General features: G+C 71.3%; 27 protein-coding genes. 22 read left to right on the top strand and 5 right to left on the bottom strand.

Translation table 11 applies throughout. The features are described 5' to 3' along the window. Positions 1 to 42 precede the first annotated feature (42 nt). Both ACWD4O_RS04480 and ACWD4O_RS04475 read left to right on the top strand, forming a co-directional pair. On the top strand, positions 43 to 1,521 hold the full coding sequence (locus tag ACWD4O_RS04480; protein ID WP_451277314.1) for a GntP family permease: 1,479 nt from the start codon (positions 43 to 45) through the stop codon (positions 1,519 to 1,521). 64 nt (positions 1,522 to 1,585) lie between these two features. Further along, positions 1,586 to 2,143, top strand: coding sequence for a hypothetical protein (locus ACWD4O_RS04475; protein ID WP_451277312.1), 558 nt, complete (start codon positions 1,586 to 1,588; stop codon positions 2,141 to 2,143). On the opposite strand, the gene ACWD4O_RS04470 is transcribed toward ACWD4O_RS04475, so the two are convergent. After that, the gene (locus tag ACWD4O_RS04470; RefSeq protein WP_451277310.1) at positions 2,140 to 3,519 is read right to left on the bottom strand and encodes a M14 family metallopeptidase; all 1,380 of its coding nucleotides are present in this window, start codon (positions 3,517 to 3,519) and stop codon (positions 2,140 to 2,142) included. The genes ACWD4O_RS04475 and ACWD4O_RS04470 overlap by 4 nt on opposite strands. Before the next feature lie 286 nt (positions 3,520 to 3,805). Here ACWD4O_RS04470 and ACWD4O_RS04465 point away from each other — a divergent pair, with 286 nt between their 5' ends. The 5 genes from ACWD4O_RS04465 (at position 3,806) to ACWD4O_RS04445 (ending at position 9,836) form a co-directional block, all read left to right on the top strand. Further along, on the top strand, positions 3,806 to 6,151 hold the full coding sequence (locus ACWD4O_RS04465) for an ATP-binding protein (RefSeq protein WP_451277308.1): 2,346 nt from the start codon (positions 3,806 to 3,808) through the stop codon (positions 6,149 to 6,151). Between the two features lie 47 nt (positions 6,152 to 6,198). Further along, positions 6,199 to 7,134 (top strand): anti-sigma factor RsbA family regulatory protein, encoded by a 936-nt coding sequence (locus tag ACWD4O_RS04460; protein ID WP_451277306.1) that lies wholly within the window; start codon positions 6,199 to 6,201, stop codon positions 7,132 to 7,134. An 83-nt stretch (positions 7,135 to 7,217) separates the two neighbouring features. Continuing rightward, positions 7,218 to 7,724 carry an ATP-binding protein gene (locus tag ACWD4O_RS04455; RefSeq protein ID WP_451277304.1) on the top strand — a complete coding sequence of 169 codons (507 nt, stop codon included), beginning with the start codon at positions 7,218 to 7,220 and terminating at the stop codon, positions 7,722 to 7,724. Between the two features lie 77 nt (positions 7,725 to 7,801). Then, the gene (locus tag ACWD4O_RS04450; RefSeq protein WP_451277302.1) at positions 7,802 to 9,139 is read left to right on the top strand and encodes an Nramp family divalent metal transporter; all 1,338 of its coding nucleotides are present in this window, start codon (positions 7,802 to 7,804) and stop codon (positions 9,137 to 9,139) included. Between the two features lie 112 nt (positions 9,140 to 9,251). Continuing rightward, a complete protein-coding gene (locus tag ACWD4O_RS04445) occupies positions 9,252 to 9,836 on the top strand; it encodes an isochorismatase family protein (RefSeq protein WP_451277300.1) in 585 nt (194 codons plus the stop codon). Positions 9,837 to 9,862: 26 nt separating this feature from the next. On the opposite strand, the gene ACWD4O_RS04440 is transcribed toward ACWD4O_RS04445, so the two are convergent. Next, on the bottom strand, positions 9,863 to 11,125 hold the full coding sequence (locus ACWD4O_RS04440) for a hypothetical protein (RefSeq protein WP_451277298.1): 1,263 nt from the start codon (positions 11,123 to 11,125) through the stop codon (positions 9,863 to 9,865). Positions 11,126 to 11,227: 102 nt separating this feature from the next. After that, complete coding sequence (locus tag ACWD4O_RS04435; RefSeq protein WP_358801030.1) at positions 11,228 to 11,737, bottom strand: SigE family RNA polymerase sigma factor; 510 nt, start codon at positions 11,735 to 11,737, stop codon at positions 11,228 to 11,230. 131 nt (positions 11,738 to 11,868) lie between these two features. Between ACWD4O_RS04435 and ACWD4O_RS04430 the strand changes: the two genes are divergently transcribed. Then, positions 11,869 to 12,246 (top strand): hypothetical protein, encoded by a 378-nt coding sequence (locus ACWD4O_RS04430; protein WP_451277296.1) that lies wholly within the window; start codon positions 11,869 to 11,871, stop codon positions 12,244 to 12,246. 33 nt (positions 12,247 to 12,279) lie between these two features. Here the strand turns inward: ACWD4O_RS04430 and ACWD4O_RS04425 are convergent, their stop codons facing one another. Then, a complete protein-coding gene (locus ACWD4O_RS04425; protein ID WP_451277294.1) occupies positions 12,280 to 13,992 on the bottom strand; it encodes a chitinase in 1,713 nt (570 codons plus the stop codon). A 240-nt stretch (positions 13,993 to 14,232) separates the two neighbouring features. On the opposite strand from ACWD4O_RS04425, the gene ACWD4O_RS04420 reads away from it, so the two are divergent. The 14 genes from ACWD4O_RS04420 (at position 14,233) to ACWD4O_RS04355 (ending at position 25,488) form a co-directional block, all read left to right on the top strand. After that, complete coding sequence (locus ACWD4O_RS04420) at positions 14,233 to 15,102, top strand: hypothetical protein (RefSeq protein ID WP_451277292.1); 870 nt, start codon at positions 14,233 to 14,235, stop codon at positions 15,100 to 15,102. Between the two features lie 64 nt (positions 15,103 to 15,166). Continuing rightward, positions 15,167 to 15,874 carry a Flp pilus assembly protein CpaB gene (gene cpaB / locus ACWD4O_RS04415; RefSeq protein WP_451277290.1) on the top strand — a complete coding sequence of 236 codons (708 nt, stop codon included), beginning with the start codon at positions 15,167 to 15,169 and terminating at the stop codon, positions 15,872 to 15,874. Positions 15,875 to 15,887: 13 nt separating this feature from the next. After that, positions 15,888 to 17,144, top strand: coding sequence for an AAA family ATPase (locus ACWD4O_RS04410; RefSeq protein ID WP_351910028.1), 1,257 nt, complete (start codon positions 15,888 to 15,890; stop codon positions 17,142 to 17,144). Between the two features lie 4 nt (positions 17,145 to 17,148). Then, on the top strand, positions 17,149 to 17,532 hold the full coding sequence (locus tag ACWD4O_RS04405) for a TadE/TadG family type IV pilus assembly protein (protein WP_451277289.1): 384 nt from the start codon (positions 17,149 to 17,151) through the stop codon (positions 17,530 to 17,532). A gap of 1 nt (position 17,533) precedes the next feature. Then, positions 17,534 to 17,899, top strand: a complete 366-nt coding sequence (locus tag ACWD4O_RS04400) for a TadE/TadG family type IV pilus assembly protein (protein ID WP_451277287.1) — start codon at positions 17,534 to 17,536, stop codon at positions 17,897 to 17,899. A gap of 14 nt (positions 17,900 to 17,913) precedes the next feature. Then, positions 17,914 to 19,251, top strand: coding sequence for a CpaF family protein (locus ACWD4O_RS04395; RefSeq protein ID WP_451277285.1), 1,338 nt, complete (start codon positions 17,914 to 17,916; stop codon positions 19,249 to 19,251). A 5-nt stretch (positions 19,252 to 19,256) separates the two neighbouring features. Further along, a complete protein-coding gene (locus ACWD4O_RS04390; protein ID WP_451277731.1) occupies positions 19,257 to 20,201 on the top strand; it encodes a type II secretion system F family protein in 945 nt (314 codons plus the stop codon). A 25-nt stretch (positions 20,202 to 20,226) separates the two neighbouring features. Next, positions 20,227 to 21,114, top strand: a complete 888-nt coding sequence (locus tag ACWD4O_RS04385) for a DUF5936 domain-containing protein (protein ID WP_451277283.1) — start codon at positions 20,227 to 20,229, stop codon at positions 21,112 to 21,114. A gap of 17 nt (positions 21,115 to 21,131) precedes the next feature. Continuing rightward, positions 21,132 to 22,478: a sensor histidine kinase gene (locus ACWD4O_RS04380; RefSeq protein ID WP_451277281.1), complete on the top strand. Its 1,347-nt coding sequence runs from the start codon at positions 21,132 to 21,134 to the stop codon at positions 22,476 to 22,478. Further along, positions 22,478 to 23,263, top strand: coding sequence for a response regulator (locus ACWD4O_RS04375; RefSeq protein ID WP_451277279.1), 786 nt, complete (start codon positions 22,478 to 22,480; stop codon positions 23,261 to 23,263). The genes ACWD4O_RS04380 and ACWD4O_RS04375 overlap by 1 nt, the downstream gene beginning before the upstream one ends. 108 nt (positions 23,264 to 23,371) lie before the next feature. Continuing rightward, positions 23,372 to 23,608, top strand: a complete 237-nt coding sequence (locus ACWD4O_RS04370) for a Flp family type IVb pilin (RefSeq protein ID WP_451277277.1) — start codon at positions 23,372 to 23,374, stop codon at positions 23,606 to 23,608. After that, positions 23,605 to 24,246, top strand: a complete 642-nt coding sequence (locus tag ACWD4O_RS04365) for a pilus assembly protein TadG-related protein (protein ID WP_451277729.1) — start codon at positions 23,605 to 23,607, stop codon at positions 24,244 to 24,246. Before ACWD4O_RS04370 ends, ACWD4O_RS04365 begins: the two co-directional genes overlap by 4 nt. A gap of 35 nt (positions 24,247 to 24,281) precedes the next feature. Then, a complete protein-coding gene (locus ACWD4O_RS04360; RefSeq protein ID WP_451277275.1) occupies positions 24,282 to 24,866 on the top strand; it encodes a hypothetical protein in 585 nt (194 codons plus the stop codon). A 7-nt stretch (positions 24,867 to 24,873) separates the two neighbouring features. Further along, positions 24,874 to 25,488, top strand: coding sequence for an OmpA family protein (locus ACWD4O_RS04355; RefSeq protein WP_351910012.1), 615 nt, complete (start codon positions 24,874 to 24,876; stop codon positions 25,486 to 25,488). On the opposite strand, the gene ACWD4O_RS04350 is transcribed toward ACWD4O_RS04355, so the two are convergent. Further along, the gene (locus ACWD4O_RS04350; RefSeq protein ID WP_451277273.1) at positions 25,463 to 25,840 is read right to left on the bottom strand and encodes a DUF192 domain-containing protein; all 378 of its coding nucleotides are present in this window, start codon (positions 25,838 to 25,840) and stop codon (positions 25,463 to 25,465) included. The genes ACWD4O_RS04355 and ACWD4O_RS04350 overlap by 26 nt on opposite strands. Between the last annotated feature and the right edge of the window lie 44 nt (positions 25,841 to 25,884).

The raw sequence follows: 25,884 nt of genomic DNA, 5'->3' as shown, positions 1-25,884 counted from the left end.
CCCCCTGCCCGAAAGCTGTATGCGTCTACGCAGAGGACCCCCATGTCCCTTCCGCTCGCCGCCTCCGCCCCGGCCGAGACCCCACCTCACACCGGAGGCCTGCTGCTCCTCGTCGACGGCACCGCAGGCCTTCTGACGGTCGCCGCCCTCGGCATCGCCCTGCTCCTCTTCCTGATCATCAAGGTCAGACTCCAGCCCTTCGTGGCCCTCCTGGCCGTCTCCATAACCGTCGGCCTGCTCGCGGGACTCTCGGTCACCGAACTCTTCGGCACGGTCCAGCGCTCGGACGCCGTGTCCACCATCGAGTCCGGGATGGGCGGCATCCTGGGCCATGTCGCGATCATCATCGGCCTGGGCACCATGCTCGGGGCGATCCTCGAAGTCAGCGGCGGGGCCGAGGTGTTGGCGTCCCGGCTGCTCGGCCTGTTCGGGGAGAAGCGGGAGCCCCTCGCCATGGGCCTCACCGGCCTGATCTTCGGCATCCCGGTCTTCTTCGACGTCGGCATCTTCGTCCTCGCGCCGATCGTGTACGCGGCGGCCAAGCGCTCCGGCAGGTCGATCCTGCTCTACTGCCTCCCGCTGCTCGCCGGTCTGTCGATGACCCACGCGTTCCTGCCCCCGCACCCGGGCCCGGTGGCCGCGGCCGGCCTGCTGCACGTGGACCTCGGCTGGGTCATCCTGATGGGCGTCGTCTGCGGCATCCCGGCCGTCCTGGCCGCGTGGGCGTTCTCCGCCTGGGTCGGCAAGCGCCTCTTCGTCGCGGTGCCGCAGGACATGGTGGAGGCCGCCGCGGAGGCCAGGCTCGCGGTGATCGACGAGCAGCGCGAGCAGGGTGTGGAGCCGCGGGAGGACCCGGTGCCGCTGGGCACGGTCCTCGGCATCATCGGCACCCCGCTGGTCCTGATCCTCGCCGCGACCTTCTCCTCGATCGCCCTCGACCCCTCCACGGGCCGCTCGGTCGTCGAGTTCTTCGGCCACCCCTTCGTGGCCCTCACGATCGCCCTGTTCCTGGCGTACTACCTGCTGGGCATCCGGCGCGGCTGGTCCCGCAAGTCCCTGGAGACGGTGTCCACGGCCTCGCTGAAGCCGGTCGGCAACATCCTGCTGGTGGTCGGCGCGGGCGGGATCTTCGGCGCGGTCCTGAAGGCGAGCGGGGTGGCGCAGGCGCTTTCGGACACCTTCAACGACGTCGGCCTCCCGGTGATCGTCCTCTCCTACCTGATCTCGGTGGTCCTGCGGGTCGCCCAGGGCTCGGCGACGGTCGCGATCGTGACGACGGCGGGCATCGTGGCGCCGCTGCTGGCGGAGGGCGACCACTCGCAGGCCTTCGTCGCCCTGGTCATCATGGCCATCTCGGCGGGCTCGATCTTCGCCTCGCACGTCAACGACGGCGGCTTCTGGATGGTGGCCAAGTACTTCGGGATCAGCGAGCGCGACACCCTCAAGACGTGGACCGTGCTGGAGACGGTGCTGTCGGTGGTCGGGTTCGTGATGGCGGCCGGATTGAGCCTCTTCGTGTAGGTCTCCGGTAACGAAGTAGGGGCTGGCTGTGTCCGGCACAGGATCTTCGACCATACTGCCCGCTGTGGAGCAGCGCATAGGTTCGAGCAGCCAGCCCCTGGAGGGCGCCGGATTCGACCCGGCATTCATCCCCGGGCTCACGTCGCCCGTGACCGCGGAGCCGGAGGACGCGAAGCCGGCCGAGGACGAAGAGGGGGAGTCGACGACAGAGGAGACTCCCGCCGCGGAGACCTCCACCGAGAAGGCGGAGTCGGACGACGACTCGGATGAGGACTCGGAAGAGGAACTGTCGTCCGAGGGCCCCGTCTTCGAGGCCTCCGACCGCCGGGCGCGGATCGCCGCCGACGCCAAGGGCGTCCGGCTCCGCCTCGACGAGGAGGAGTGCGAGTTCCGTTGGGACGAGATCGGCGCGATCGAGACGGAGTCACCGCGCTTCGGCAAGCGGTTCACCATCACGGTGCACACCCCTGACCGCCGCTGGTACCCGATCGAGATCGAGGCGACGGCCAGGGCCCGCTTCGGCGAGTGGGAGAAGCAGTTGGACGACGTCCTCGACGCCTACTTCGAAGAAGGCGACGCCGAGGACGACGATGTAGACGTAGAGGTCAAGGAAGCCGACTAGCTGCAGTACTGGGTCGCCTTGCCGATGGACCGGTACATACAGTCCGCGTTCTCCAACAGCTGCAGCACCGCATCCCGGTTACGGGACGTCTCCCGCTCGATGACCTCGTCGGGCGGGTAGAACCCGCCTCCCGCGCTGGAGGACGGGTACATCTCGAAGGTGTACGAGAAGATCTTCTGCGTACCCCAGAGGTAGTCGTCGATCGACCCGTCCGTGATGTACAGGTCACTGGCCTGTTCGGCGGTGTACCCGTTGCTCGCGGCCATCTTCTGCCCGACGGCCTTGAACGCCGCGTTGTCGTCCACGGTCATCCCGGTCGCCGTGTCGGCGGTGGTGTAGCCGAACGGCCACAGCACGAGCTGGCTGTAGGTGTGGAAGTCGATCCCGGCGGTGATCTGCTGCTTCCCGCCGACGATCCGGCTGCGCACGAAGTCCGCGACCACCTTCACCTCGGGCGCGGACTCGGCGGAGGTGCCCCGGTAGGTCTCGGAGGACGTGGTGCCCGAGGAGCCGCCACAGCAGCCGAACTTGTAGTTCCAGTTCCGGTTGAGGTCCGTGCCGACGTAGGAGGAACCGGAGTTGGGCTGCCGGTTCTTGCGCCACGAGCGGTAGGAGCCGGTGGCGACGTCGTACTCGCCGCCGTCGGGGTTGAGGTCGGGGACGATCCAGATCTCGCGGCCGTTGACCATGCTGGTGACGCGTGAGTCGGAGCCGTAGCCGGCGCCCAGCTCGCGGATCAGGTACAGGGCCATCTCCACGGTGAGGTGCTCGCGGGCGTGCTGGTGGTGGGTGAACAGCACCTCCGGCTCGGCCTCGTCGCTGGCCACGTTGTCGCTGATCTTGATGGCCACGATGTCCCGGCCCTGGTACGACTTGCCGATGACCCGCTTGCTCATGATGCCGGGGTAGGCGGCGATGCGCTGGTCGATCTCCGTCGTCATCTCGGCGTAGTTGTGGTAGCGCGAGTCGGCGGACGGGAAGTCGAAGAGCCGTACCTCGTCCTCGGCGACCCGGTCCGGCGCCGAGCCCAGCAGGGACACTTCGTACCCCTGCGCGCGCAGCTTCTTGATGTGCTCCGCGCGGCCGGAGACCACGACGGTCTCCTCGTCGGCCTCGTCGATGCTCACGCCGGACGCGGCGATCGCGGTGCGCAGTTGCGGGGTGCTGTGGGCGATGTGGATCTCGTACTGGCGGATGTCGTCGGCGGAGGGCGCCGCCTTCGGGGCGCTGCCCGCCGCCGCGTCGGTGACCGTCGCCGAGACCGGCGCCGCGAGGGCGAGGGCCAGCAGGGCGGCGAGCACGGCGGTCCGTCTGCCGCTTCGGCGGCCGGTGGCGCCGGGACTGCCTGAGCCTGAGCCGCGAATGCGAAGTCGCATGAACGCTCCTGGTGGGGAGTCGGGTTGTGGGGGGCTGTGCGCTTGCTGTGCGGCGGTACGGGTGTCGCTCATCGTCGGTGTATGGCATGAGCAGGTCAAGAGACGACAAAGCGTCGATGTGGCTGGAATCATGCGGAATCGGCACCCGACCGGCCGCGCAGTGTAGTCGCGGCGGCGCCTCCCGAAGCGATCCCACGCGAAGTGCACCCACGCGTGTGAGGCGAGTGTGCATATATGTACGCCTCGGGGAAGGCTGGGGATTCGCGACGACGACCAAGGACTGTTCATGGGCGGATCAGCGCCGCGCCGGGACGGTCACCTGCCGGTGGAGACGACCAGCTTCGTCGACCGGCGGAGCGAACTGACAGCGGGCCGTGAGCTGTTGGCCAGAGCCCGACTGGTCACCCTGAGCGGCCCCGGCGGGGTCGGCAAGACCCGGCTGGCCGGCCGGATCGCGGCCCGCGTGGAACGGGCCTTCCCCGACGGCGTCCGCTTCGTGCCCCTGTCCGGCCTGCACGATCCGACCCTGGTCCCCCTGGCCGTGGCCGACGCGCTCGACCTGCACGACCACTCGGAACGCCCCGCGCTGGACGCGCTGGTGGAGCAGCTGACGGACCGCCGGGTGCTCCTGGTCATGGACAACTGCGAACACCTGCTCGCCTCCTGCGCCACGCTGGCCGGCGCCCTCCTGCGGGGCACGACCGGCGTCCGCGTCCTCGCCACCAGCCGCCACCGCCTCGGCCTGACCGAGGAACACCTGATGGACGTCCGCCCGCTGCCGGTCCCGGACCCGGACGGCGACCTCACCGCCGCCGACGGCTACCCGGCCCTCGCGCTCTTCGCCGACCGGGCGGCCGCGGTGGCCCCCGGCTTCCGCCTCACCGCGGCCAACCGCGCCTCGGTCGCCCGCCTCTGCCGACGGCTGGACGGCCTCCCCCTCGCCATCGAACTCGCCGCGGTCCGCATGCGCGTCCTGGACCTCCCCCAGCTCCTGACCCGCCTGGACGACCGCTACCGCCTCCTCACCACCGGCAGCCCCACGGACCCGCCACGCCACCAGACCCTGCGCGCGGCCATCGACTGGAGCTACGAACTCTGCGACGCACAGGAACAGCTGACCTGGTCCCGGCTGTCCGTCCTCCCCGGCACCTTCGACCTGGAGACGGCCGAGGCGGTGTGCGCGGGGGAGGGACACCTGGAAGCCGGCGACGTCCTGGAAGCCGGCGACGTCCTGGACGCCGTGGCCGGCCTGCTCGACAAGTCCGTCCTGTGCCGGGAGACCGGCCCGACGGGCGGCGCACGGTACCGCCTCCTCGACACCCTCCGGCAGTACGGCCTGGAGCGCCTGCGGGAGCGCCCCGGCGAGGAGCACCGGGCGCTGGTCCGGCACCGGGACCGGATGCAGCGGCAGGCCGCCACCGCCGAGCGCGACTGGTTCGGCCCCGCGCAGCCGGACATCGTCGCCTGCCTGCGCGCCGACCAGGACAACCTGCGCAGCGCCCTCGACTTCAGCCTCACCACCCCCGGCGAGTCCCACGCGGGCCTGCGGCTCGCCGGCACCCTCTGGTTCCACTGGCACGCCTGCGGAGCCCCCCGGGAGGGCCGCTACTGGCTGGACCGGGCCCTGGAGGCCAACCCCGACCCCACCCCCGAACGGGCCAGGGCCCTGTGGGTCGCGGGCCTCCTCGCCGGCTGCCCGGAGGACCTCACCCGGGGCCGCCGCCGCGCGCAGCAGGCCCGCGAGCTGGCCGAGACCCTCGGCGACGAGGCGGAAGCGGCCCACGCCGACTACGTCGTGGGCGTCATCCGGCTCTTCAGCGACGACCTCACCGGCGCCCTCGACCACTTCCGGGCCGGCGTCGCCCGCGGCCGGGTCCCCGGCCAGCACCTCAGCCTCGTCGGCCTGGACCGGGTCGAACTGGCCTGCGCCCTCGCCTACCTGGGCCGCGCCGACGAGGCCATCGAGGTCTGCGAGGCGACCCGGCGGCTGTGCGACGGGCACGGGGAGCGATGGGTGCTGTCGTACGTGGAGCGCATCCTCGCCCTGGCCCACAGCGTGCGCGGCGACTGGGAGCGGGCGCAGCGGCACGGCCGGGAGGCGATACGTCTCAAGCACGCGGTCCACGACGTCCTGGGCATGGGCCTCACCCTCGACCTGCTGGCCCGGATCGCGACGGCCCGCGGCGCCCACGAACACGCGGCGGTCCTCCTCGGCGGCTCCGATCGGGCCTGGGCGGACGTCGACCGCGACCGGTGGGGCTCCGCCTGTCTGAACTCCACCCGGCGCGGCAGCGAGGAGCGCGTCCGGGCGGCGATCGGACGCGCCGCGTTCCGCCGGGCGTACGAACGCGGGGCCGCCCTCACGCTCACGGACGTGGTCGCCCTCGAACTGGAGGAGATGGCGCCCGCGCCGGCCCCCGTGGAGGAACCGCCCACCGCCCCCGGCGTCCGGCTCACCCGCCGTGAGGCCCAGGTCGCCGAACTCGTCGCCGAGGGGCTCGCCAACCAGCAGATCGCCGACCGGCTGGTGATCGCCCGCCGCACCGCCGAAGGACACGTCGAACGCATCCTCAGCAAGCTCGGCTTCAGCAACCGCAGCCAGATCGCCTCCTGGGTGACCGCCCAACGCTGACACCCAGGCGAGTTGCATCCACCCGACCGCTCGACCGATGGGGATCCATGACCGCTCAGCCCGCCACCGCCCCGGGGACGTTCGACCACCGCATGTCCGTCTCCGCCACGGACGAGGGGTTCGTCGCCGCCGCCCTCCCCTTCCTCGCCGAGGGCCTGGCCGCAGCCGAGGAGCCCCCGCCCGTCGCCATCGTCGCCCCCGACAAGCTGGACCTCCTGCGCGACGCCCTCGGCGCGGACGCCCGGCACGTCGGCCTCGTCCCGCACACCGACTGGTACACCGGCTCGGCGGCCAACGCCATCGCCCGGGCGGCCGGCCACCTCGCCGCGCACGCCGGTCCGGGCGGCCGGGTCCACCTCCTCATGGAGCCCGTGTGGAACGGCAGGGCCGGCCGCTCCCCGCGGGAGAGCGCCGAGTGGATCCGCTACGAGGCCCTCGCCAACCTCCTCTTCGCGCCGACGGCGACCACCGCGATGTGCGTCTACGACACCCGTACGGCAGGCTCCGTCCTCATCGAGGCGGCCCGTCGCGCCCACCCCGACACCGGCGTCTACGCGGACCCGCTGTGCGTGGCGGCGGAGCTGGACGCCGTGCCGCTGCCCCCGACGCCCGCCGACGCCCGGCGGCTCGCCGACCCCGCCCCGGACGCCGTCCGCTCCTGGGCGGTCGGCCGTGGACTGGGCGCGGCGGACGCGGAGCTGTTCGCCACGGCCGTCGCGGAGGCGGCCTCCCTCGGACCGGTCACCGGGGCCCTGCTGTGGGGCGAGGCGCCCGGCTGCGTCTGCGAACTGCTCCTCGCCCGCCGACTCGACGACCCCCTGGCCGGCTTCGTCCCGCCGCCGACGCTGGAGCCGGCACCCGGCCAGGGCCTGTGGTTCGCCCGCCAGGTGTGCGCGTACGTCGACGTCCGGGACGCCTATGCGGGCGCGGACGGCCGGGTCGACGCCGGCGTAGGCACGACCGTACGACTGCAGTACGCGTAGACGTGGCCGGGGCCTCTCGACGGGTACGGAATCGGGTAGTCCTCCCCGTACGTGGACGGCCCGGGGGAGGACATCCTGAACCCATGCTGCGACTTTCCGGGGGAAGCGGCCCCCTCCCGGACCCCCGCCCCCAGTACGCCGCCTACCCTCAACCGCCGATAGGAGCAGGCCATTCGAGCGTCGAGTACGAGCCCCGGCCCTCCGCCGTCCGCGAGGCCCGCGCGCAGGTGCGCAGGCAGTTGGAGGGCTGGGGGCTGGCGGACCGGGCGGAGTTGGTGGACACGGCCGAGCTGCTCGTCAGCGAACTGGCCACCAACGCCCTGCTGCACTGCGCGAGCAGCTTCCGCCTCACGCTGAACGCCGCGCACGGTGTCCTGCGCTGCGAGGTGACCGACTCCGGCCGCCGCGTCCCGCAGGTGCTGCAGGCGGGCGGTGCGGAGAGCGGCCGGGGGATGTTCCTGGTGAACGCGCTCGCCCGGCGCTGGAGCTGCCACCAGGAGGGGGCGGGCAAGACGGTCTGGTTCGAACTCGGCACCTGCGGGGGCGACGGCTGCGAGCGGCGCGAGGCGCTCGACCGGCGGGTGGTTTGAGGGGAGCGTGATCACTTCGGGTGGAGATCGCGCACGCCCCCTTGTCGGACCGGCGTCTTTGGGCTTTCTTGACCTTCATGGCGGACACCACGGGAAACCCCACGGACACCGAGGCAACATCCGACATCGACAATCCCTCCCGCAACCCCTCCCCCCGCAAAGCGAGTTGGAAGTACATCGGCCCGGGCATCGTCGTCGCCGCGACCGGTGTCGGCGCCGGCGACCTCGTCGCCACCCTGATCGCGGGCAGCAACTTCGGCTACACCCTCCTCTGGGCGGCGGTCGTCGGCTGCCTGGTCAAGATCTCCCTCGCCGAGGCGGCCGGCCGCTGGCATCTGTCCACCGGCCGCACCCTCTTCGACGGCTGGGCGAGCCTCGGCCGCTGGACGACGTGGTTCTTCGTCGTCTACGTGGTCGTCTGGGGCTTCGTCTACGGCGCGGCGGCGATGTCGTCGAGCGCGCTGCCGCTCCAGGCGCTGTTCCCGGACGTGATGGACCTGAAGGCATGGGCCGTCGCCTGCGGGCTGGTGGGCCTGGTGTTCGTCTGGTTCAACAAGTACGCCGTCTTCGAGAAGGTCATGACCGTCCTGGTGGGCGTCATGTTCGTGGTGACGGTGTATCTGGCGATCCGGGTCACCCCGAACCTGGGCGACGCCTTCGCGGGCCTGCTGCCGGTCCTGCCGGACGAGAAGGACTCCGTCCTCAACACCCTCGGCCTGATCGGCGGCGTCGGCGGCACCATCACGCTCGCCGCGTACGGCTACTGGGTCAACGCCAAGGGCTGGACGAACACCGGCTGGATGAAGGTCATGCGGCTCGACAACCGGGTCGCGTACATCACCACCGGCATCTTCGTCGTCGCCATGCTCTTCGTCGGCGCGGAGCTGCTGCACTCCGCGAACGTGGCGATCGCGAGCGGCGACAAGGGGCTCATCCAGCTGAGCGACATCCTGGCGGCGGAGTACGGCACGGCGACGGCCAAGTTCTTCCTGATCGGCTTCTTCGCCACCTCCTTCACCTCGCTGATCGGCGTCTGGCACGGCGTGAGCCTGATGTTCGCCGACTTCGTGGCCCGCTTCCGCGGCCGGGGCGGCGCGAGCGGGAAGGAGGTCGCCTCCGGCGAGCGGGAGCGCTCCTGGCCCTTCCGGGCGTACCTGCTCTGGCTGACGTTCCCGCCGATCGTGCTGCTCTTCCAGGGCCAGCCGTTCCGTCTGATCATCCTGTACGGCGTGCTGGGCGCGGCCTTCCTGCCGTTCCTGGCGGGAACGCTGCTGTGGCTGCTCAACTCCTCCCGTACCCCGCGCGAGTGGCGCAACGGGCTGCTGAGCAACGCGATGCTGGTGCTGGCGGGGCTGCTGTTCCTGGTGCTGTGCGTGAAGCAGGTCTGGGACCAGCCGTGGTCGGAGTTCTTCTGACGTGTCCCCACACCTGCAGAACTGTTTGAGAAACTCAAGCTTGATTAAGTCAAGCTTGAGTTCGGCAATCATCTCTCCTAGGCTGCTGATCCCCTAGGAGAGGTGCCAGGCCGTGGCCGTGACCGTGCTGGACGACAAGACCGCGCTCGTGCTGATCGACCTTCAGGCCGGCACGCTCGCCGCCCCCACCAAGCCCTACCCGGCGGCGGACGTGGTGGCCCGGGCCGCCGAACTCGCCGACGCCTTCCGCGCCGCCGGCGCCCCCGTCGTCCTGGTCCGGATGGTGACCTCGCCCGACGGCGCCGACGCGACGTCCGGCCGCAGCGAGGCGGCCCGACTGGCCGGCGGCCGCTCCCGCGCCTACGACCTGGGCCCGATCGCCGAGCCGCTCACCGGCCACGACGAGGACATCCTGGTGGCCAAGCGGAACTGGGGCGCCTTCCACGGCACCGACCTCGACATCCGGCTGCGCCGCCGGGGCGTCACCCAGATCGTCCTGGGCGGCATCGCCACCAGCCTCGGCGTCGAGTCCACCGCCCGCGCCGCCCACGAGCACGGCTACCACGTCACGTTCGCCGTCGACGCGATGACCGACATCAACGAGGACGCGCACCGGCACGGCGTGTCGTACCTCTTCCCGCTGATCGGCGAGCCGGGCACGACGAAGGAGATCATCGCGCTGCTGGCCGACCGCTGACGGACGGGCCCTCGGCCGCCGACTCGTCAGCCGCCGAGCACGTCCCAGTGCGAGCTGAGCGCGATCTTCCGCAGCTGGGCCATGGTGAGGGCGGGTTCCGGGCGGGTCGCGGCCGTCGACTGGCTGCCCGAGTTGAACGCGCTGATCACCACCCGCCTGCCGTCCTTGCGCATCGTGTCCACGGTCCACATCACGACGCCCTCGCCGCCCTTCTCGCCCGGCCCCTGACTCGTCGCGACACGGGTGCCGTCGGGGAGGGTCTCGGCGGAGCCGTACAGCTGGTCGGCGACGTCGGACATGTTCAGCTGGAGGTTGACCTGGACGTAGCTCTTCCCCTTGCCGTCGTCCACGACGGCGTAGACGAACCCCTCCTGGCCGCCGCTGATGCCGATCGTCAGGTTGTCGGGGAGGGTCATGCTCAGGACGGAGAGCATCCGCTGCACCTGGACGGCCGGGTCGGCCTGGGACGACGAGGTGGCCGGGGTCGGCTTCACGTCCTTCGCGGGGATGGCGGCGATGATCCGGCGCCAGTCGTCGGCCGCCGCGAGCGTCTTCAACTGCGCGACGGTCAACGGCGGTTCGGGGCGGCTGACCGGCTCGCCCTTCTCCGCCGGGGCGTTCCACTCCAGGACGCTCACATGCTGCCCGGCCGGGGTGACCAGGTCCGCGCCCCACGCCTTGGTCTCCTCACGGCGGTCGGGATACTCGTAGCCCTGGTAGACGGTGATCGCGGACCCGTCGGGCAGCAGCTCGGTCTTACAGCTGTCGAGGCCCGAGTCCGGACTGTCCGGGCAGGGCATCACCTGGCCGGACGGATTGACCTCGCTCCCGTCCGGGCGGATCTGGTCCAGGCCCACCGAGACGGCCGCGTCGCCCTTGCCGTCGTCGAACACGCCCGTGGCGAGCGGCGGCAGCTCCCCGTCCGTGCCGCGCGCCTCCGTCCTGGTGAACTTCCCCTCGGGGAGCAGCTTCTGGAGGGTGCGGACGACGTCGTCGGCGGAGAACGCCGGCTGCGCGACATCGCTGCTGCCGGTCGCGGCGGCGGCGGACGGCTTCGAGGTGCCTCCGGCGCCGCCCCACGGCACCAGCAGTGCCCCGCCCACCCCCACGAGGGCGAGGCCCGCCGCGCTCCCCGCGACCGCGGCCCTGCGCCGCAGTCGCAGCCGGTGGCCCCGGGCCTGACCGGCGGCCGTGAGCTCGGCGCCCGGGTTGCCGAAGGTGCCGCCGGCCTCGTGCAGGGCGGCGGAGAGCTGCTCCTCGAAGGGATCGCTGTGCTGGTCGACGGGCATGGTGAACCACCGTTTCCGCAAGATGGGTCGAAGTGATGGGGGCGAAGGCCAGAGGAACCGGGAGTCGAACGGGAGGCCGAACCGGAAGTCGGACCGGGAGGCTCAGGGGCGGGCGTACTCGCCGATGTCCTCGCCCAGCAGTTCCCGCAGCCGTCCGAGGGCTCGTGTGCACCGCGTCCGCACGGCCGCCGAGCTGGCGTTCATCGCGCCGGCGGTCTCCTCGATCGAGCGGTCCTCCCAGTACCGCAGGACCACGACGGCCCGGTCCTTGGCGGGCAGCCGCCCGAGGGCCTGGAGCAGCGTCATTCTCAACGGCGTGTCGGTGCCGCCGCCGTCGGCCATGTCCGGGAACGTGTCGACGGCCCGCTCGCGGCTGCTGCGCCGGCGCTGGTGGGCGAGGAAGGTGCGGGTGAGGACGGTCTGCGCGTATCCGGCCGGGTTCTCGACCCGGGACACCCGGCCCCAGCGGACGTACAGTCTGCCGAGGGTCTCCTGGACCAGATCCTCGGCGAGGTGCGTGTCCCCGGCGGTGAGCAGACACGCCGACCGGTAGAGGTGCCCGGTACGGGCCGCCGCGAACTCGGCGTACTCGTCCGCGCGGACCTGCCTCATGAGTGTTCCCCCTGCGTCGGTTGCCGTGCCGTCCTCATCTCATTAATGCGCTGGGGCACGCGGAATGTTTCAAGGGGGGCTTCCAGGGGACCGAAAGCGGTCGCACAGGGGCCGCCGGGTAGGTTTCGGCTGTGACAGACCAGCCGCCGACGCCGCCGACGCCGCCGATCCCGCCGGGCTTCGGCCCGCCTCCGCCCCAGTACGCCCCGCAGGCGGTCCCGCCGCAGCCCGGCCCGGAGTTCCTGGCGGTCGACAAGCACAACTCGGTCGTCGTCGACGCGTCGGGCGTCGCCTTCGAGATGTACGACATCACCGTCGACTTCCCCTGGCCCGAGATCCGCAGCGTGCACTACAAGGCCGCCCCCAACGGCAAGGCCCTCATGGTCGCCGTGGTGCACGTGGACGGCAGGGTCTACGAGTGCGTGGTCACGGCGAAGCCACGAGAGCGCTTGCAGGGTTGGTTCGCACAGCTGGCGTGGGTGCTGGGGTACTACCGGCCGGCGGGGTAGGCGGCGGAGGCGGTGGACTTCGGGGCGCTGCGGTTACGGCAGCCCGTGCACATGCGGGCCGACCGCGTTGGACCAGGCGTTGCCCGCCGCCGCGTCCCAGTTGGTCGACCAGGTCATCGCGCCCCGCAGGTCGGGGTAGGTCTTCGACGGTTTGAAGGAGCCGCAGCCGGTGCCCTTCGTCAGACAGTCCAGGGCGTTGTTGACCACCGTCGGCGACACGTACCCGCTGCCCGCGCCGCTGGGTGAGGCCGGCAGGCCCAGGCCCACCTGGGACGGGGCGAGTCCGCCCTCCAGTTGGATGCAGGCGAGCGCGGTCAGGAAGTCCACCGAGCCCTGGCTGTAGACCTTGCCGTCGCAGCCCAGCATCGAACCGCTGTTGTAGTACTGCATGTTGACGACCGTGAGGATGTCCTTCACGTTCAGCGCGGTCTGGAAGTACGCGTTGGAGGTCGACTGCATGTCGATCGTCTGCGGGGCCATGGTGAGGACCAGCCCCGAACCCGCCTTCCCCGACAGCGACCTCAACGCCTGCGACATATAGGTCGCGTTGAGCCCGTTCTCCAGGTCGATGTCGACGCCGTCGAAGCCGTACGTCTGCATCAGCGCGTACACCGAGTTCGCGAAGTTCGCCGCGGAGGCGGAGTCGTTGATCGACACCGTGCCGTTCTGGCCGCCCACCGAGACGATGACCTTCTTGCCGGCCGCCTGCTTCGCCCTGACGTCCGCCTTGAACTGGTCGACGGTGTAGCCGCCCAGGCCGGCCGAGTCCAGGTTGAAGGTCACGGCGCCCGGCGTCGTCGTCGCGTCCGCGAAGGCCACGGCGATGATGTCGTACTGGGACGGGACGTCCGAGATCCGCTGGACCGTCGCGCCGTTGTTGAAGTTCTGCCAGTACCCCGTCACCGCGTGCTTCGGCAGGGTGGGACCGGTCGGGACGGCCGACGTCGTGGCCGTCACCGTCGTCGACTTCACCGACTCGCCGGCCGCGTTCGTCGCGGTGACCTGGAAGCTGTACGAGGTCGACGCGGCGAGCCCGGTCACGGTCGCCGAGGCGCCGGTCACGGCGGTGACCTTGGTGCCGCCCCGGTAGACGGAGTAGCCGGTCGCGCCGGACACCGCGTTCCAGGCGAGGGAGACGGACGACGACGTCGTGCCGGACACGGACAGTCCGCTCGGCGCGCTCGGCACCGTCGGGGCCGGGTCGCCGCCTCCGCCGCCGTCGGGGCCGTAGACGGAGACGTCGTCGGCGTAGTACGCCGCCTGGCCGTACCAGCCGTGGGTGTAGAGCGTCACCGAGGTCGTCGAGGCGCCGGTGGTGAAGGTCGTCGACAGCTGCTTCCAGGTCGACGAGTCGGGGGTCCAGGTCGAGACGTCCGTCGTGCCCGTGCCGGTCACGCCCAGGTAGGTGTAGCCGCCCTGGACCCAGGCGCTCAGCGTGTAGGTGGAACTCGGTTTCACCGCCACCGTCTGGGTGCACCTGGCGTTGTCCTGCCCGGCGGGCGTCGCCTTCAGCGCGGCCGCGCCGCCGTGCACGGGGGAGGAGACGGTCGTACCGCTGCCCGCGGAGCACGTCCAGTCGGTCAGGCCGGACTCGAAGCCGGCGTTCTTCGCGTTGTTCAGGTCCGCGGCGGACGCCTGAGCCGCGCCCGTCAGGGACAGGGCGAGGGCGGCGACGATCGCGCCCGCGGCTCCCGACCGGAGTCGTGTCACTCGTGTCACGCGTGACTTTCGTTTAAGTGGGGACATGACAACAAAGTGGTCCAGACCAATCCCGGTTGTCAAGGGGTCCGTTTGTGGAGGGTCGGTGTGCGTAACCTGCCCCGTTTTGCTGTGAGTTGCGCGAAGAACAGTTGCTTACCAGCTACGGAAAGCTGTTCTCCGGCCACAGGGGCGTGGATACAGTGCTGAGGTAGTCACGCAATGAAGTCACTGCGGTCCACCGGAGTAACGCCGGCGGACCGGACTGCGGGAGTCGGGGAGCTGCGCGTGCCAACAGCCATTGCCGTGACCGGAGCAGACCTCGCGCTGCCGCCACAGGACGAACGCACCCTGCCCGCCGCCGTCCTCGCCGACCTCGACCGCCAGCCGCTGGACCGGTCCCTCGCCGCCGTCCAGGCGCTCCTCGACCAGTACGGGCACCTGATCGTCCTGTACTCGCGCGCCGCGCCCACCGCCGTGGAACAGCGACTGCACACCATCCGCTCCCTCCTGGAGAGCGACCGCATCGCGCTGTTCCGCCCCGACCTGCCACCGCTCGGGGTCGCCGTCCTCGCCCGCCAGCTGCGTCAGCTGGCCTCCTGCGACCTCGGGCCCGGCGTCCTCGCCTCCGCGGGCCGGCTGCTCACCCACTACATCCACGCGGGCGCGCTCCTCGGCTCGGTCGCGCGTCTCGACCGCGTTCCCGTCGTCGGCCTGAAGTCGCATGCCCGGTCGTGGGTCCCGGGCGCCCAGTTCGGCGTGCTCGCCCACCCGCAGCCGCAACTGGTCAGGGCGACCCCCGAAACCGTGCTGCCCGGACCGGAGTTCGGCACCTGGCTGCTCGTCGCCCGCGGACAGCTCCAGTCCGACTGGGTGACCGACGTCCTCGCCCCCGCCTGGAAGGTCCAGGGGCTGCGCGAGACGACGCTGCCCGCCGAGTCCGCCGACTGGTGGGGCACCGGCAAGGCGATCGAGTTCTGCGCCTACCTGCCCGACCTCTCGGTCCTCTACCAACTGGTCGCCTCGGTCCGCCAGAGCGTCTGTCACTGGTGCGGCATCGACGTCATCGGCGACCGCTGCGTCTTCTGCTCCGCCACCCCGCCGCCCGCCTCCGAGCTCACCGCCCGATCCGCCCGCGCACTCACCGCGGGCGGCTGAACCGCACCGTCCCAGGCCCCCGTTCCGTCCGCTCGACCCGACCCCCGACGAGGTTGTACGGCTCATGAACTCCCGTCAGCGCCGCGGCGTGATTCTCCTGCTCCTGTCGGTCGTGTGCGCCCTCGGCGCGTTCGCCGGCGTCCTCTCCGTCATCGACGACGTGAAGTCCAAGGTCGGCCCCGAGGTCACCGCGTACGAGCTGCGCTCCGACGTGGCGCCCTACACCACCCTGAGCGCGGGCCAGTTCAAGAAGATCGAGATGCCGAAGCGCTGGCTGTCCGAGAACGCCGTCACCGACCTCGCCGCCATCAGCGGCAAGATCGCCGTGACGACGCTCAAGAAGGGCTCCCTGCTGCAGAGCGACATGATCGTCGACCAGCCCGCGCTCCAGCCGGGCCAGCAGGAGGTCGCCATCATGATCGACGCGGCCACCGGCGTCGCCGGCAAGATCACCCCGGGGTCGTCCGTCAACGTCTACGCCACGTTCGAGGGCGCCCGCGACTCCGACCCCGACCAGTCGAAGATCATCGTGACGAACGCCCGGGTCCTCGACGTCGGCGAGCTGACCCCCCTGGAACCGGACGCGAACAACCGCAGTCAGTCGGTCACCGACGCGGTCCCCATCACCTTCGCGCTGTCCACTCTCGACGCCCAGCGCATCACGTACGCGGAGTCGTTCGCCAAGCGCGTCCGCCTCGCCCTCGTCGCACCCGGCGGCGACACACCGGTCCCCGACCAGGACCGTACGTACGAACTCGCCACGGACAAGTGAGAGGCCGCCGCCCATGCCCACGAGGATCCTCCCGGCCGTCGGCGACGCGGACGCGGTCCGTTCCCTCACCACCCTGCTCAGCCAGCTCCCGGACGCCGAACCGGTCGCCCCCGTCTCCGACTCCACCCAGCTCGTGGACACCCTCGCCCGGCTCGCCGCCGAGTCGGTCGACGAACTCCCCGAGGTCGTCGTCGTCCACGAACGCATCGGCCCCGTACCGGCGCTGGAACTCGTCCGCGAGGTCGCCCTGCGCTTCCCCGCGGTCGGCGTCATCCTCGTCACCACCGACGTCGGCCCCGGCCTCTTCGCCGCCGCCATGGACTCCGGCGCCCGCGGCCTGGTCACCCTGCCACTGAGCTACGAGGATCTCGCCAACAGAGTCCAGGCCGTCGCCCAGTGGTCGGTCGGCGTCCGACGCCATCTCGGCCACGGCGGCGACGTGTTCACCGGCGTCGGCGGCACGGTCGTCACCGTCAGCGGCGCGAAGGGAGGAGTGGGCGCCACCCTCACCGCCGTCCAGCTCGCCCTGGCCGCCCAGGCCTCCGGCCGCTCCACCGCCCTCGTCGACCTCGACCTCCAGGCCGGCGACATCGCCTCCTACCTGGACGTCCAGTTCCGCCGCTCGGTCGTCGACCTCGCCGCCATCACCGACCTCTCGCCCCGGATCCTCGCCGAGGCCGTCTTCCGCCACGACACCGGCGTGGCCCTGCTGCTCGCCCCCGGCGAGGGCGAACGCGGCGAGGAGGTCACCGACCGCGCCGCCCGCCAGATCCTCTCCGCCCTGCGCTCCCGCTACGAGGTCGTCGTCGTCGACTGCGGCGCCCAGCTGAGCGGCGCGGGCGCGGCCGCCGTCGAACTCGCCGACCGCGCACTGCTCGTCACCACCCCCGACGTGGTCGCCGTCCGCGGCGCCAAACGCACCGTCCGCATGTGGGACCGGCTCCAGATCCGCAAGGCCGAGGAGACGACCGTCGTCGTCAACCGGCACACCCGCGGCACCGAGATCCAGCCCCCGCTCATCCAGAAGATCACCGGCACGGCCATCGCCGCGACCACGGTCCCCGCCAACTTCCGGGAACTCCAGGCCGCGGTGGACGCCGGCCGCGTCCACGCCCTCGACGGCAAGGGCGCCGTCCGCCAGGCGCTGTGGGCGCTCGCGGCGGAGCTGGAGCTCGTCAAGGCCCCGGAGACCGCGCTGGTGCGCCGGGGCGGCAGCCGGGCGCGCGCCGCGGACCGGAGCCCGGTCGGGTTCCGGCGGCGGAAGGAGTGACGCCATGAGGAGACCGTGGGGGCGCGACCGGGGCCAGGTCACCATCGAGTTCCTCGGCATGACGCCGCTGATCATCGTGACCCTGGTGGTGGTGTGGCAGTTCGTCCTTGTGGGGTACACGTTCACGCTCGCGGGGAATGCTGCCGACGAGGCGGTGCGGGCCGGCACGGCGGCGCACCCGGGGGAGCGGCAGGCCGCGTGCCAACAGGCGGGCCTGGCCGAGCTGGGGAGCGCATGGAAGGGGAACGCCGAGGTGAACTGCGGCGGCACCGGCTATGTCACGGCCGACGTCACCCTCCACGTCCCCGTCCTCTTCCCGGGGCTGATCGACTTCCCGTTCCCGGTGCACGGCCATGCCGGCGCCGTCGAGGAAGAGGACGGCGACTGAGATGGCGGACGGACGCCGGACAGACCGCGGACGCTCCCGTGACCGGGGCCAGGTGGCCCTGGAGTACCTGGGTTTCCTCCCCCTGCTCCTGCTGGTCGCGCTGGCCGCCGTCCAACTCGGCCTGATCGCGTACGCGGCGCAGCAGGCGGGCACGGCGGCCCGCACGGGGGCGCGCAGCGCGTCGCTGCGCGAGGACTACGCCGCGGACTGCGCGAACGCGGTCAGCAGCTGGCTGGACGCGGGCTGCACGCCCGCGTATCTGGGCGACGAGGTCAAGGTCACCTCCACCGTCACCATCCCGTCCGTCATTCCCGGCATCGACTTCGGCACGGCCAGCAAGACGGCCGTCATGCCGGTGGACCACTGAAAGGCGGCGCGGCCATGAGTCTGCGGGCACGGATCACCTCCCCCGAGGAGAACGGCGGCCGGGGCGAGGACGGCCATCTGGTCTCCTCCTACCGGACCAAGCTGCTGGAGGAGATCGACCTCGCCGAGATGAGCTCGCTGGCGGCGGCCGAGCGCCGGGCCCGGCTGGAACGGGTGCTGGGGCACATCATCAGCCGCGAGGGCCCGGTGCTGTCGACGACGGAACGCGCCCAGCTGATCCGCCGGGTCGTCGACGAGGCACTCGGCCTGGGCATCCTGGAGCCGCTGCTCGAAGACGCGTCGATCACCGAGATCATGGTGAACGGCCCGGACTCGATCTTCGTCGAGCGCGGCGGCCGGGTCGAACAGCTCCCCATCCGCTTCGCGTCGAACGACCAGCTGATGCAGACGATCGAACGCATCGTCTCGACCGTCAACCGGCGCGTGGACGAGACCAACCCGATGGTCGACGCCCGCCTCCCGTCGGGCGAACGCGTCAACGTGATCATCCCGCCGCTCTCCCTCACCGGCCCCATCCTCACCATCCGCCGCTTCCCCCGCTCCTACACCCTGCACGAGCTGGTCGGCTTCGGCTCGCTCGACGAGCACATGCTGTACCTGCTGGCGGGCCTGGTGCAGGCGAAGTTCAACGTGATCGTCTCCGGCGCGACCGGCACCGGCAAGACGACGCTGCTGAACGCGCTCTCCGGTCTGATCCCGGAGGGCGAACGCATCATCACCATCGAGGACTCGGCGGAACTCCAGCTCCAGCAGTCCCATGTGATCCGCCTCGAGTCCCGCCCCCCGAACGTGGAGGGCAACGGCCGCATCACCATCCGCGACCTGGTCCGCAACTCGCTGCGGATGCGCCCGGACCGGATCGTGGTCGGCGAGGTCCGCGGCGGCGAGTCGCTCGACATGCTCCAGGCGATGTCCACGGGCCACGACGGCTCCCTGGCCACCGTCCACGCCAACAGCGCCGAGGACGCCCTGATGCGCCTGCAGACCCTCGCCTCGATGTCCGACGTCGAGATCCCCTTCATCGCCCTCCACGACCAGATCAACAGCGCGGTGGACGTCGTCGTCCAGCTCACCCGGTTCGCCGACGGCGCCCGCCGCGTCACCGAGATAGCCCTGCTCGACAGCCACGGCGGAGAGCCGTACCGGCTGGCGACGATCGCCCGCTTCAACGCCCGCCCGATGGCCGCCGACGGCCGCATCCACGGCGACTTCGAGTACTTCCCCCTCCCGCGCCGCACCGCGGACCGCCTGTACATGGCCAGCCAGCCGATCCCGCAGGCCTTCGGGGTGGCCCGCGCGGCACACGAACTGACCACAAGGGAAGCCCGGTGACGCCGATGAACCTCGACACCCTCACCGCCCTCACCACCGGCGTGACTGTCCTGACCTGCACCCTGGCCGTCGCCGGCCTGCACGCCTACGGCAAGGGCCGCGCCCAGCGGGCCGAACTCGTCGAACGCCTCTCCTACACCGGCCGGCTCCCCGACACGGGCCGCCGACGCCGCTTCCGCGGCCTGGACCGCCGGCTGCGCCGCACCCGGTCGGGCCGCAACCTGGAACTGAGGCTCGCGGCGACGGGCCTGGACGTGACGCCCGGCGAGTTCCTCGCCTACATGCTGGCGACCGTGGCCGGCCTGTGGCTGATCGGCGACGCCGTCCTCGCCCCGTTCTTCGGACCCATCGCCGGTCTCCTGGGCGTCTGGGCGGCCTGGCAGTTCCTCAACTGGCAGCGCCAGAAACGCATCGAGCGGTTCATCAACCAACTCCCCGAACTGGCCCGCATCCTGGCCAACGCCACCCACGCCGGCCTGGCGCTGCGCACCGCGATCGGCATGGCGGCGGAGGAGCTGGAGGCCCCGGCGGGCGAGGAACTGGCCAAGGTCGCCAACCAGTTGACGGTCGGCCACTCCATGGACGACGCCTTGGGCGAACTCGCCGACCGGCTGCCCTCCCGCGAACTCGTCGTCCTCGTCACCACCCTGGTCCTCTCCAACCGGGCCGGCGGCCAGGTCGTCGGGGCCCTGCGGAACCTGACGGAGACGCTGGAGGAACGCAAGGAGACCCGGCGCGAGGTCCGCACCCAGCTGTCACAGGTGAATCTGACCTCCTATGCGGTGCCCGGGCTGGGGGTCGGGGCGTTGTTCCTGATGAACAGCGTGGAGGGCGGCACGCTGGACCGTATGACGGGCTCGCCCGTCGGCCAGGCCTGCGTGATCATCGCGTTCGGCCTCTACGCGGTCGGCTTCGTCCTCATCCGCCGCATGTCCCGTATCGACGTCTGAGCAGTCCGGGGAGGAGAGGAACGGGATGGAGTACCTGCTCGCACTGGCCGTGGGGCTCAGCGTCTGGGGCATGTTCGCCGGCATCCGCATGTACCGGGCCGACGTGAAACTGCCCAGCGACCTCCAACTGGCCCTGGAGGTCGGCTCGACCCGCACCGGCGCGGTCGGCTCGGTCGTCGACCGGATGGGCATGCGGTACGCGCCCGCCGTCCTGCGTCTGATGGGCCCCAAACAGGTCACCCGGTACCGCCGCAGGATCGACCTCGCGGGCAACCCGGGCGGCCTGACGATCGACCGCTACGCCGCCCGGCGCGCCGTCTACGGCGCGATCGGAGCCTTCGGCGCGCTGGCCGCCGTGCTCCAGGGCAGCTACTTCGTCGCCCTGCTCATGCTCGGCTTCGGCCTGTTCTGGTCCGAGGTCGGCATCTGGTCCGCGATCCGGATCCGCAAGGACGCCATCGAGCGGACCCTGCCGGACTTCCTCGACGTCCTCGCCGTGGTCGTCAGCGCGGGCCTCGGCTTCCGGCAGGCCCTCGACCGGGTCGCCACCAGGTACGAGGGACCGTGGGCGGACGAGATCCGCATCACGCTGCGTCAGATGGACCTCGGCGTGAGCCGCCGCGAGGCCTTCCAGGAACTGCGCCGCCGCAACGACTCCGAGCAGGTCGCCATGTTCGTCACCGCACTCCAGCAGGGCGAGGAGCTCGGCGCGCCGATCGTCGACACGCTCGTCGCGATCGCCAAGGACATGCGCCGCACGGACGCGCAGAACGCCCGCCGCAAGGCGGCCCGAGCGGTCCCCAAGGCCACACTGATGATCACGACGTTCATGGTCCCGGCGACGATGCTCCTCCTCGGCGCGGGGATGCTGCTCGGCTCCGGTACGGACTTCAGCTCGATCACGGGCGAGTAGGCAGGCGGGCGAGCGGGATGACGGCCATGACGACGGCGGGCATGACGGCGACCACGAGGGGGCGCGGGCAGGCGCTGCGGCGGCGCGTGCGGCTGCCGGGCCTGCTCGGCCGTGCGCACACCCCCGCCACGCCCATACCGCTCCAGGTCAACGCCCTTCAGGCGATGTGCCGTCAGGTCTTCGGCTTCCGGCTGGCCATGATCGCCGTCGCCGCCCCGCCCGCCCTGCTGAACGCGGCCCCGGGACTGGGCGTCCGCCTGGTGGGCGCCGCCGTGGTCGTCACCTTCATGGGCTCGTACGTCCTCTTCCGGGACTGGGAACGCTTCGGCCCCCTGCTGCTGCGCCACCCCGCGCTCCTGGTCGCGGACACCGCGTTCGGCACCCTGCTGCTGATCTCGGCGGGCCCGGACACCACGCTCGCCTACGTCAGCGTCTGCACCCCCCTGCTCGCCGGCATCGTCTACGGCTGGCGGGGCGCCGCCTGCTTCGCCTCCCTCCAGTCGCTGATCCTGCTGCTGGTGCACGCGACCCTGGTACGGGATCCCGGCGCGAGCCTCGCCGAACGGCTGCTGCTGCCGGGCCTGTGCGTCATCACCGGTGCGATGGGCTCGTCGCTGCGGGGCCTCATGCTCCGCTTCGGCGCGGCCACCCTGGCCCTGACCACCGTCAAGGCCCGGCTGGCCGTCACCGAGGCGGTCGCCGCCGAACGCGCCCGGCTGGCCCGCGAGATGCACGACTCCGTGGCCAAGACCCTGCACGGCGTGGCCCTCGCCGCGGACGCCCTCGCCCGCTCGGCCGCCGCGCCGGACATGGACCCGGCCCGGGTGCGGCAACACGCCGAACTGGTCGCCCGGGCCGCGCGCCGGGCCGCCGCCGAGTCCCGGGAACTCCTCACCGACCTGCGCCGGGAGTCGGATCCGGCGCAGGGCGTCGACATCCTGCCCGAACTGGCGGCCAACACCAGCGACTTCGCACAACGCACCGGCCTGCCGATCACCTACCACCCCTCGGGCGACCGGACGACCCTCCCCGTCCCGCCCGCCGTGGCCCGCCAACTCCTCACGATCACCTCGGAGGCCCTGGAGAACGCCCACCGCCACGCGGCCCCGACCCATGTCGAGGTGCGGGCGGCCGTCCACGGCGAACTCCTCACCCTCAGCGTCCACGACGACGGCCGGGGCCTCCCGCCCGACACCACCCTCGAACGACTGCGCCGCACCGGCCACTTCGGCCTGGTCGGCATGGTCGAGCGGGCCGCCTCCGTCGGCGCCCGCATCCACATCGGCCACGGCCATGACTCCCGGGGCACCGAGGTGCGCCTGGAACTCCCGCTGGCCGCACTCACCCGAGAGGAGGCCGCCTGATGCCGGACGGCGCCGTGCAGCCGCTCTTCCCCCCACCGCCCAGGCCGGCCCGTGTGCGCGTGGTGGTGGCCGACGACAACCCGGTCGTCCGCGCGGGCCTGACCGCCCTGCTCTCCGGCCGGGACGACATCACGGTCGTCGCGGAGGCGGCGGACGGCCGTGAGGCCTACGAGGCCACCCTCCGCCACCGCCCCGACGTCGTGCTCCTGGACGTCCGCATGCCGGGCGTCGACGGCCTCTCCGCCCTTCCCCACCTGGTGCGGATCGCCCGGGTCGTGATGCTGACGTACAGCCACGAGGCCGAGATCGTCCGGGCGGCCCTGCGCGGCGGGGCCGGCGGCTATCTGGTCCACGGGGAGTTCACCGTGGAGGAACTGGCGTCGGCGGTGCGGGACATCACCTCGGGCCGCGCCCACTTCACCCCCACGGCGGCGACGGCAGTCCTCGCACACATCCAGTCCGATGCGAATGCACACGCCGAACCGGACCCAACACCCCTATTTTCCCCGACATCCCCGGAATCGCTTTCGCAGTTGCAATCGCCTGTGAGACAGTTGACCCCTGTACATAGCCTTGTACACAGGGCGGGGTTCCAACTCAGCGTGAGGGAGGCGGAGATCATGGACTTCATCGCATCGGGCATGAACAACCAGCAGATCGCCGCCGCCTGCTTCATCAGCGAGAAGACCGTCAAGAACCACATCAACCGCATCTTCGCCAAGCTGCACAGCAGCAGCCGCTCCGAGGCCGCGGCCAAGTGGCTGGGAACGGCGGTGACCTCATGACACCCGACCGCACCCCGCACTGGGCCCGGAATTGGGCCCTGGGACCCTCGGCCGAACCGCCGCCCCCGTCGTACGGTGCCCCTTACGCCACGAACGGAGGGGAACGCCATGAGCGACCTGCTGCTGAAGACCGCCGTCGCGGCCAGGGTCCGGGTGAGCGGCTGGACGAACACCACGGTGCGGGCGGTACGCCGCCGCGCCGCCGACGACAAGGGACAGACCGCGGTCGAGTACCTGGGCATCATCGCGGTGGTGGTGGCGATCGTGGTCCTGATCGCCAACACGAACCTGGGCCAGACGATCGTCGACAAGCTCCGGGCACAGATCGCCAAGGTGGCTCCCTGACACGAGTCCGCGCACACGGCGACGCCGGGCAGGTCTTCCCCATCTACATCACGGTGGTGGCGGGCCTGCTCTTTCTCGCGTTCGCGTACTTCGCCGTCGGCCAGGCCGCAGCGAACCGCAACGGCGCCCAGACCGCCGCCGACGCGGCGGCGCTGGCGGCGGCCCAGGAGACCAGGGACCAACTGGCCGACCTGTGGGTACTGGCCGTCCTGGACCCGACGAAGTGGCAGGACATCTTCGACGGCAAGGGCGCGGACAACTCGTGCTGGCGGGCCGGCCAGTTGGCGGCGATGAACGATGCGACCGTCGAGTGCAGCCCGGACGGCCTTCTCGGCTACACCGTCACGGCGCAGACGAACAAGACCATCGGCGAATCAGTCGTTCCCGGCACAGCGGACAGGCGGGCTCATGCCGACGCCATCGCTGTGATCGAGTCCCTGTGCACGTTTGAGCTGCCGGACCCGACCCCGACCCCGACCCCGACTCCGGACCCGACCTCGACCCCGGACCCGGACGCCGAGGACGACGTGCTGCCGAGTCTCACCTGCAAGGACGGGGGGATATGGGATCTGGACCCGACGGACCTCGGCGATCTGCCTGGGCCCGAGGACCTCTTCTCCGTCCACCTGGCCGACTGAACGAGCGAACGACGAGTGAAGAAGGAGGCAGGGCGATGAGCATGCGGTTCACTGCGAAGGCCCGCAGGGGGATGGTCGCGCTGGCTGTCGTGGGCGGGCTGGCTCTTGGCTCGGCCGCCTGCGGGGGCGGTGGCGGCGACGATGACAAGAAGCCACAGAACACGTCGTCCGCTTCCAAGCCCAGTGGATCGCAGCCGGACGTTCAGGAGGGTCAGTCCGACGAGCCCTTGGCCGAGTTGAAGGGTCCGAGCGGGCTGCTCCTGCAGATCAAGTCGGCCGTGCGTGACTCAGGCGGCTTCGTCACCGTCAACGGCGCCCTCAAGAACGACAGCGGAACAGAAGCCGTGATCCCCTCCGCGCTGAGCGGCAATGAGACCGAGATCATCAACAACGGGCTGTCCCTCGGCGGAGCCACCCTCGTCGACTCCAAGAGCAAGAAGCGTTACTACGTCCTCCGTGACACCGAAGGCCGGCCGTTGACGACGACGGGCTTCTCCACCCTCAAGGCCGGCGAATCCATCGACGTCTTCCTCCAGTTCCCCGCCCCGCCCGCCGGTTCCACGGACGTCACCTTCCAACTCCCGCTGTTCCCCAGCGGGGTCATCAAGATCTCCGGGTGAGGCGGTCATGACCCCACGTCTCGCTCTGGCGGTGGCCACGGCCACCCTCGTGATCGTCGGCACGGCTCCTGCCGCCCGGGCCGACACCACCCCCAGCGTGCCCCCCGGCACCGAGCCCACCGCCACCGCCCCGGTCGAGGTGGACCCGAACGACCCCGATCTCAAGCTCCCCGAGGGCGGCACCCTGGCCGAACCCAAGGTGCTGGACATCAAGCAGGTCGTCGAGGACGAGACCGGTGACGAACGCCGGGAGGACACCAACGCCGATGTGACGTTCGCCCTCCAGGCCGAGGTCCTCTTCGGCAAGGACAGCGCGAGTCTGGGCGCGGCGGCGAAGGCCCGGATCGGCACGATCGCGGCGGAGATCAAGAAGCAGAACACCACCCTGGTCCGCGTCTTCGGCTTCACGGACGACCTGGGCTCCTCCGCCCACGGCGACGTCCTGTCGAAGCAGCGGGCGGACGCCGTGCAGGCCGAGCTCGCGGGGGAGCTGAACAACCCGAACATCACCTTCGAGGTGCGCGGCTACGGCGAGCAGTACCCCATCTCCGACAACTCGACCGAGGCCGGCCGCAAGAAGAACCGCCGGGTGGAGGTCACGTTCCCGCGGACGGTGAGCTGACCCGGACCTCGACCCGCACCCCCGCCCGCACCCCCCACCCCTCCATCGCCCCCGCCGCGGCCTCCAGCACATGCCGGGACCGCAGCCGGGGCAACCCCAGTCGCCCCGGCCGCATGGTGCGCACGGCGATGACCTTCAGCCGCCGGTCGAGATACGCGACGTCGATCGGCATCCGCATCCGGAACGTGTGCACGCTGCCGGCCGGGGTCAGCAGCATCGCCCCGTCCACGGAGTCCCGCCCGAGCAGGCCCCTCGTGCGGGCCCGGTAGGAGGCCGCGACCTCCAGCGGAACCCGCGGGCCGGCACCGCCGCCCACGATCAGTTCCCCACGCCCGTCCCGCCAGCGCGCCATCCCCGTCTCCCCTCGGCCGCGTCGTTACCCTCTGCACCGTAGCG

The organism is Streptomyces sp. NPDC002623 (assembly GCF_053592635.1).
The sequence above is the reverse complement of the archived record's forward strand: the minus strand, read 5'-3'. Positions and strand labels throughout refer to the sequence as shown.

Bases quoted from the DNA above. Each gene is read 5' to 3' on its own strand.
- ACWD4O_RS04435 (WP_358801030.1), bottom strand. From the start codon at position 11,737: ATGAGGCAGGTCCGCGCGGACGAGTACGCCGAGTTCGCGGCGGCCCGT.
- ACWD4O_RS04375 (WP_451277279.1), top strand. From the start codon at position 22,478: ATGCCGGACGGCGCCGTGCAGCCGCTCTTCCCCCCACCGCCCAGGCCG.
- ACWD4O_RS04425 (WP_451277294.1), bottom strand. From the start codon at position 13,992: ATGTCCCCACTTAAACGAAAGTCACGCGTGACACGAGTGACACGACTC.
- ACWD4O_RS04465 (WP_451277308.1), top strand. From the start codon at position 3,806: ATGGGCGGATCAGCGCCGCGCCGGGACGGTCACCTGCCGGTGGAGACG.
- ACWD4O_RS04370 (WP_451277277.1), top strand. From the start codon at position 23,372: ATGAGCGACCTGCTGCTGAAGACCGCCGTCGCGGCCAGGGTCCGGGTG.
- ACWD4O_RS04390 (WP_451277731.1), top strand. From the start codon at position 19,257: ATGAACCTCGACACCCTCACCGCCCTCACCACCGGCGTGACTGTCCTG.
- ACWD4O_RS04450 (WP_451277302.1), top strand. From the start codon at position 7,802: ATGGCGGACACCACGGGAAACCCCACGGACACCGAGGCAACATCCGAC.
- cpaB (WP_451277290.1), top strand. From the start codon at position 15,167: ATGAACTCCCGTCAGCGCCGCGGCGTGATTCTCCTGCTCCTGTCGGTC.
- ACWD4O_RS04455 (WP_451277304.1), top strand. From the start codon at position 7,218: ATGCTGCGACTTTCCGGGGGAAGCGGCCCCCTCCCGGACCCCCGCCCC.
- ACWD4O_RS04360 (WP_451277275.1), top strand. From the start codon at position 24,282: ATGAGCATGCGGTTCACTGCGAAGGCCCGCAGGGGGATGGTCGCGCTG.
- ACWD4O_RS04440 (WP_451277298.1), bottom strand. From the start codon at position 11,125: ATGCCCGTCGACCAGCACAGCGATCCCTTCGAGGAGCAGCTCTCCGCC.
- ACWD4O_RS04405 (WP_451277289.1), top strand. From the start codon at position 17,149: ATGAGGAGACCGTGGGGGCGCGACCGGGGCCAGGTCACCATCGAGTTC.
- ACWD4O_RS04350 (WP_451277273.1), bottom strand. From the start codon at position 25,840: ATGGCGCGCTGGCGGGACGGGCGTGGGGAACTGATCGTGGGCGGCGGT.
- ACWD4O_RS04410 (WP_351910028.1), top strand. From the start codon at position 15,888: ATGCCCACGAGGATCCTCCCGGCCGTCGGCGACGCGGACGCGGTCCGT.
- ACWD4O_RS04355 (WP_351910012.1), top strand. From the start codon at position 24,874: ATGACCCCACGTCTCGCTCTGGCGGTGGCCACGGCCACCCTCGTGATC.
- ACWD4O_RS04470 (WP_451277310.1), bottom strand. From the start codon at position 3,519: ATGCGACTTCGCATTCGCGGCTCAGGCTCAGGCAGTCCCGGCGCCACC.
- ACWD4O_RS04395 (WP_451277285.1), top strand. From the start codon at position 17,914: ATGAGTCTGCGGGCACGGATCACCTCCCCCGAGGAGAACGGCGGCCGG.
- ACWD4O_RS04380 (WP_451277281.1), top strand. From the start codon at position 21,132: ATGACGGCCATGACGACGGCGGGCATGACGGCGACCACGAGGGGGCGC.
- ACWD4O_RS04480 (WP_451277314.1), top strand. From the start codon at position 43: ATGTCCCTTCCGCTCGCCGCCTCCGCCCCGGCCGAGACCCCACCTCAC.
- ACWD4O_RS04385 (WP_451277283.1), top strand. From the start codon at position 20,227: ATGGAGTACCTGCTCGCACTGGCCGTGGGGCTCAGCGTCTGGGGCATG.
- ACWD4O_RS04460 (WP_451277306.1), top strand. From the start codon at position 6,199: ATGACCGCTCAGCCCGCCACCGCCCCGGGGACGTTCGACCACCGCATG.
- ACWD4O_RS04400 (WP_451277287.1), top strand. From the start codon at position 17,534: ATGGCGGACGGACGCCGGACAGACCGCGGACGCTCCCGTGACCGGGGC.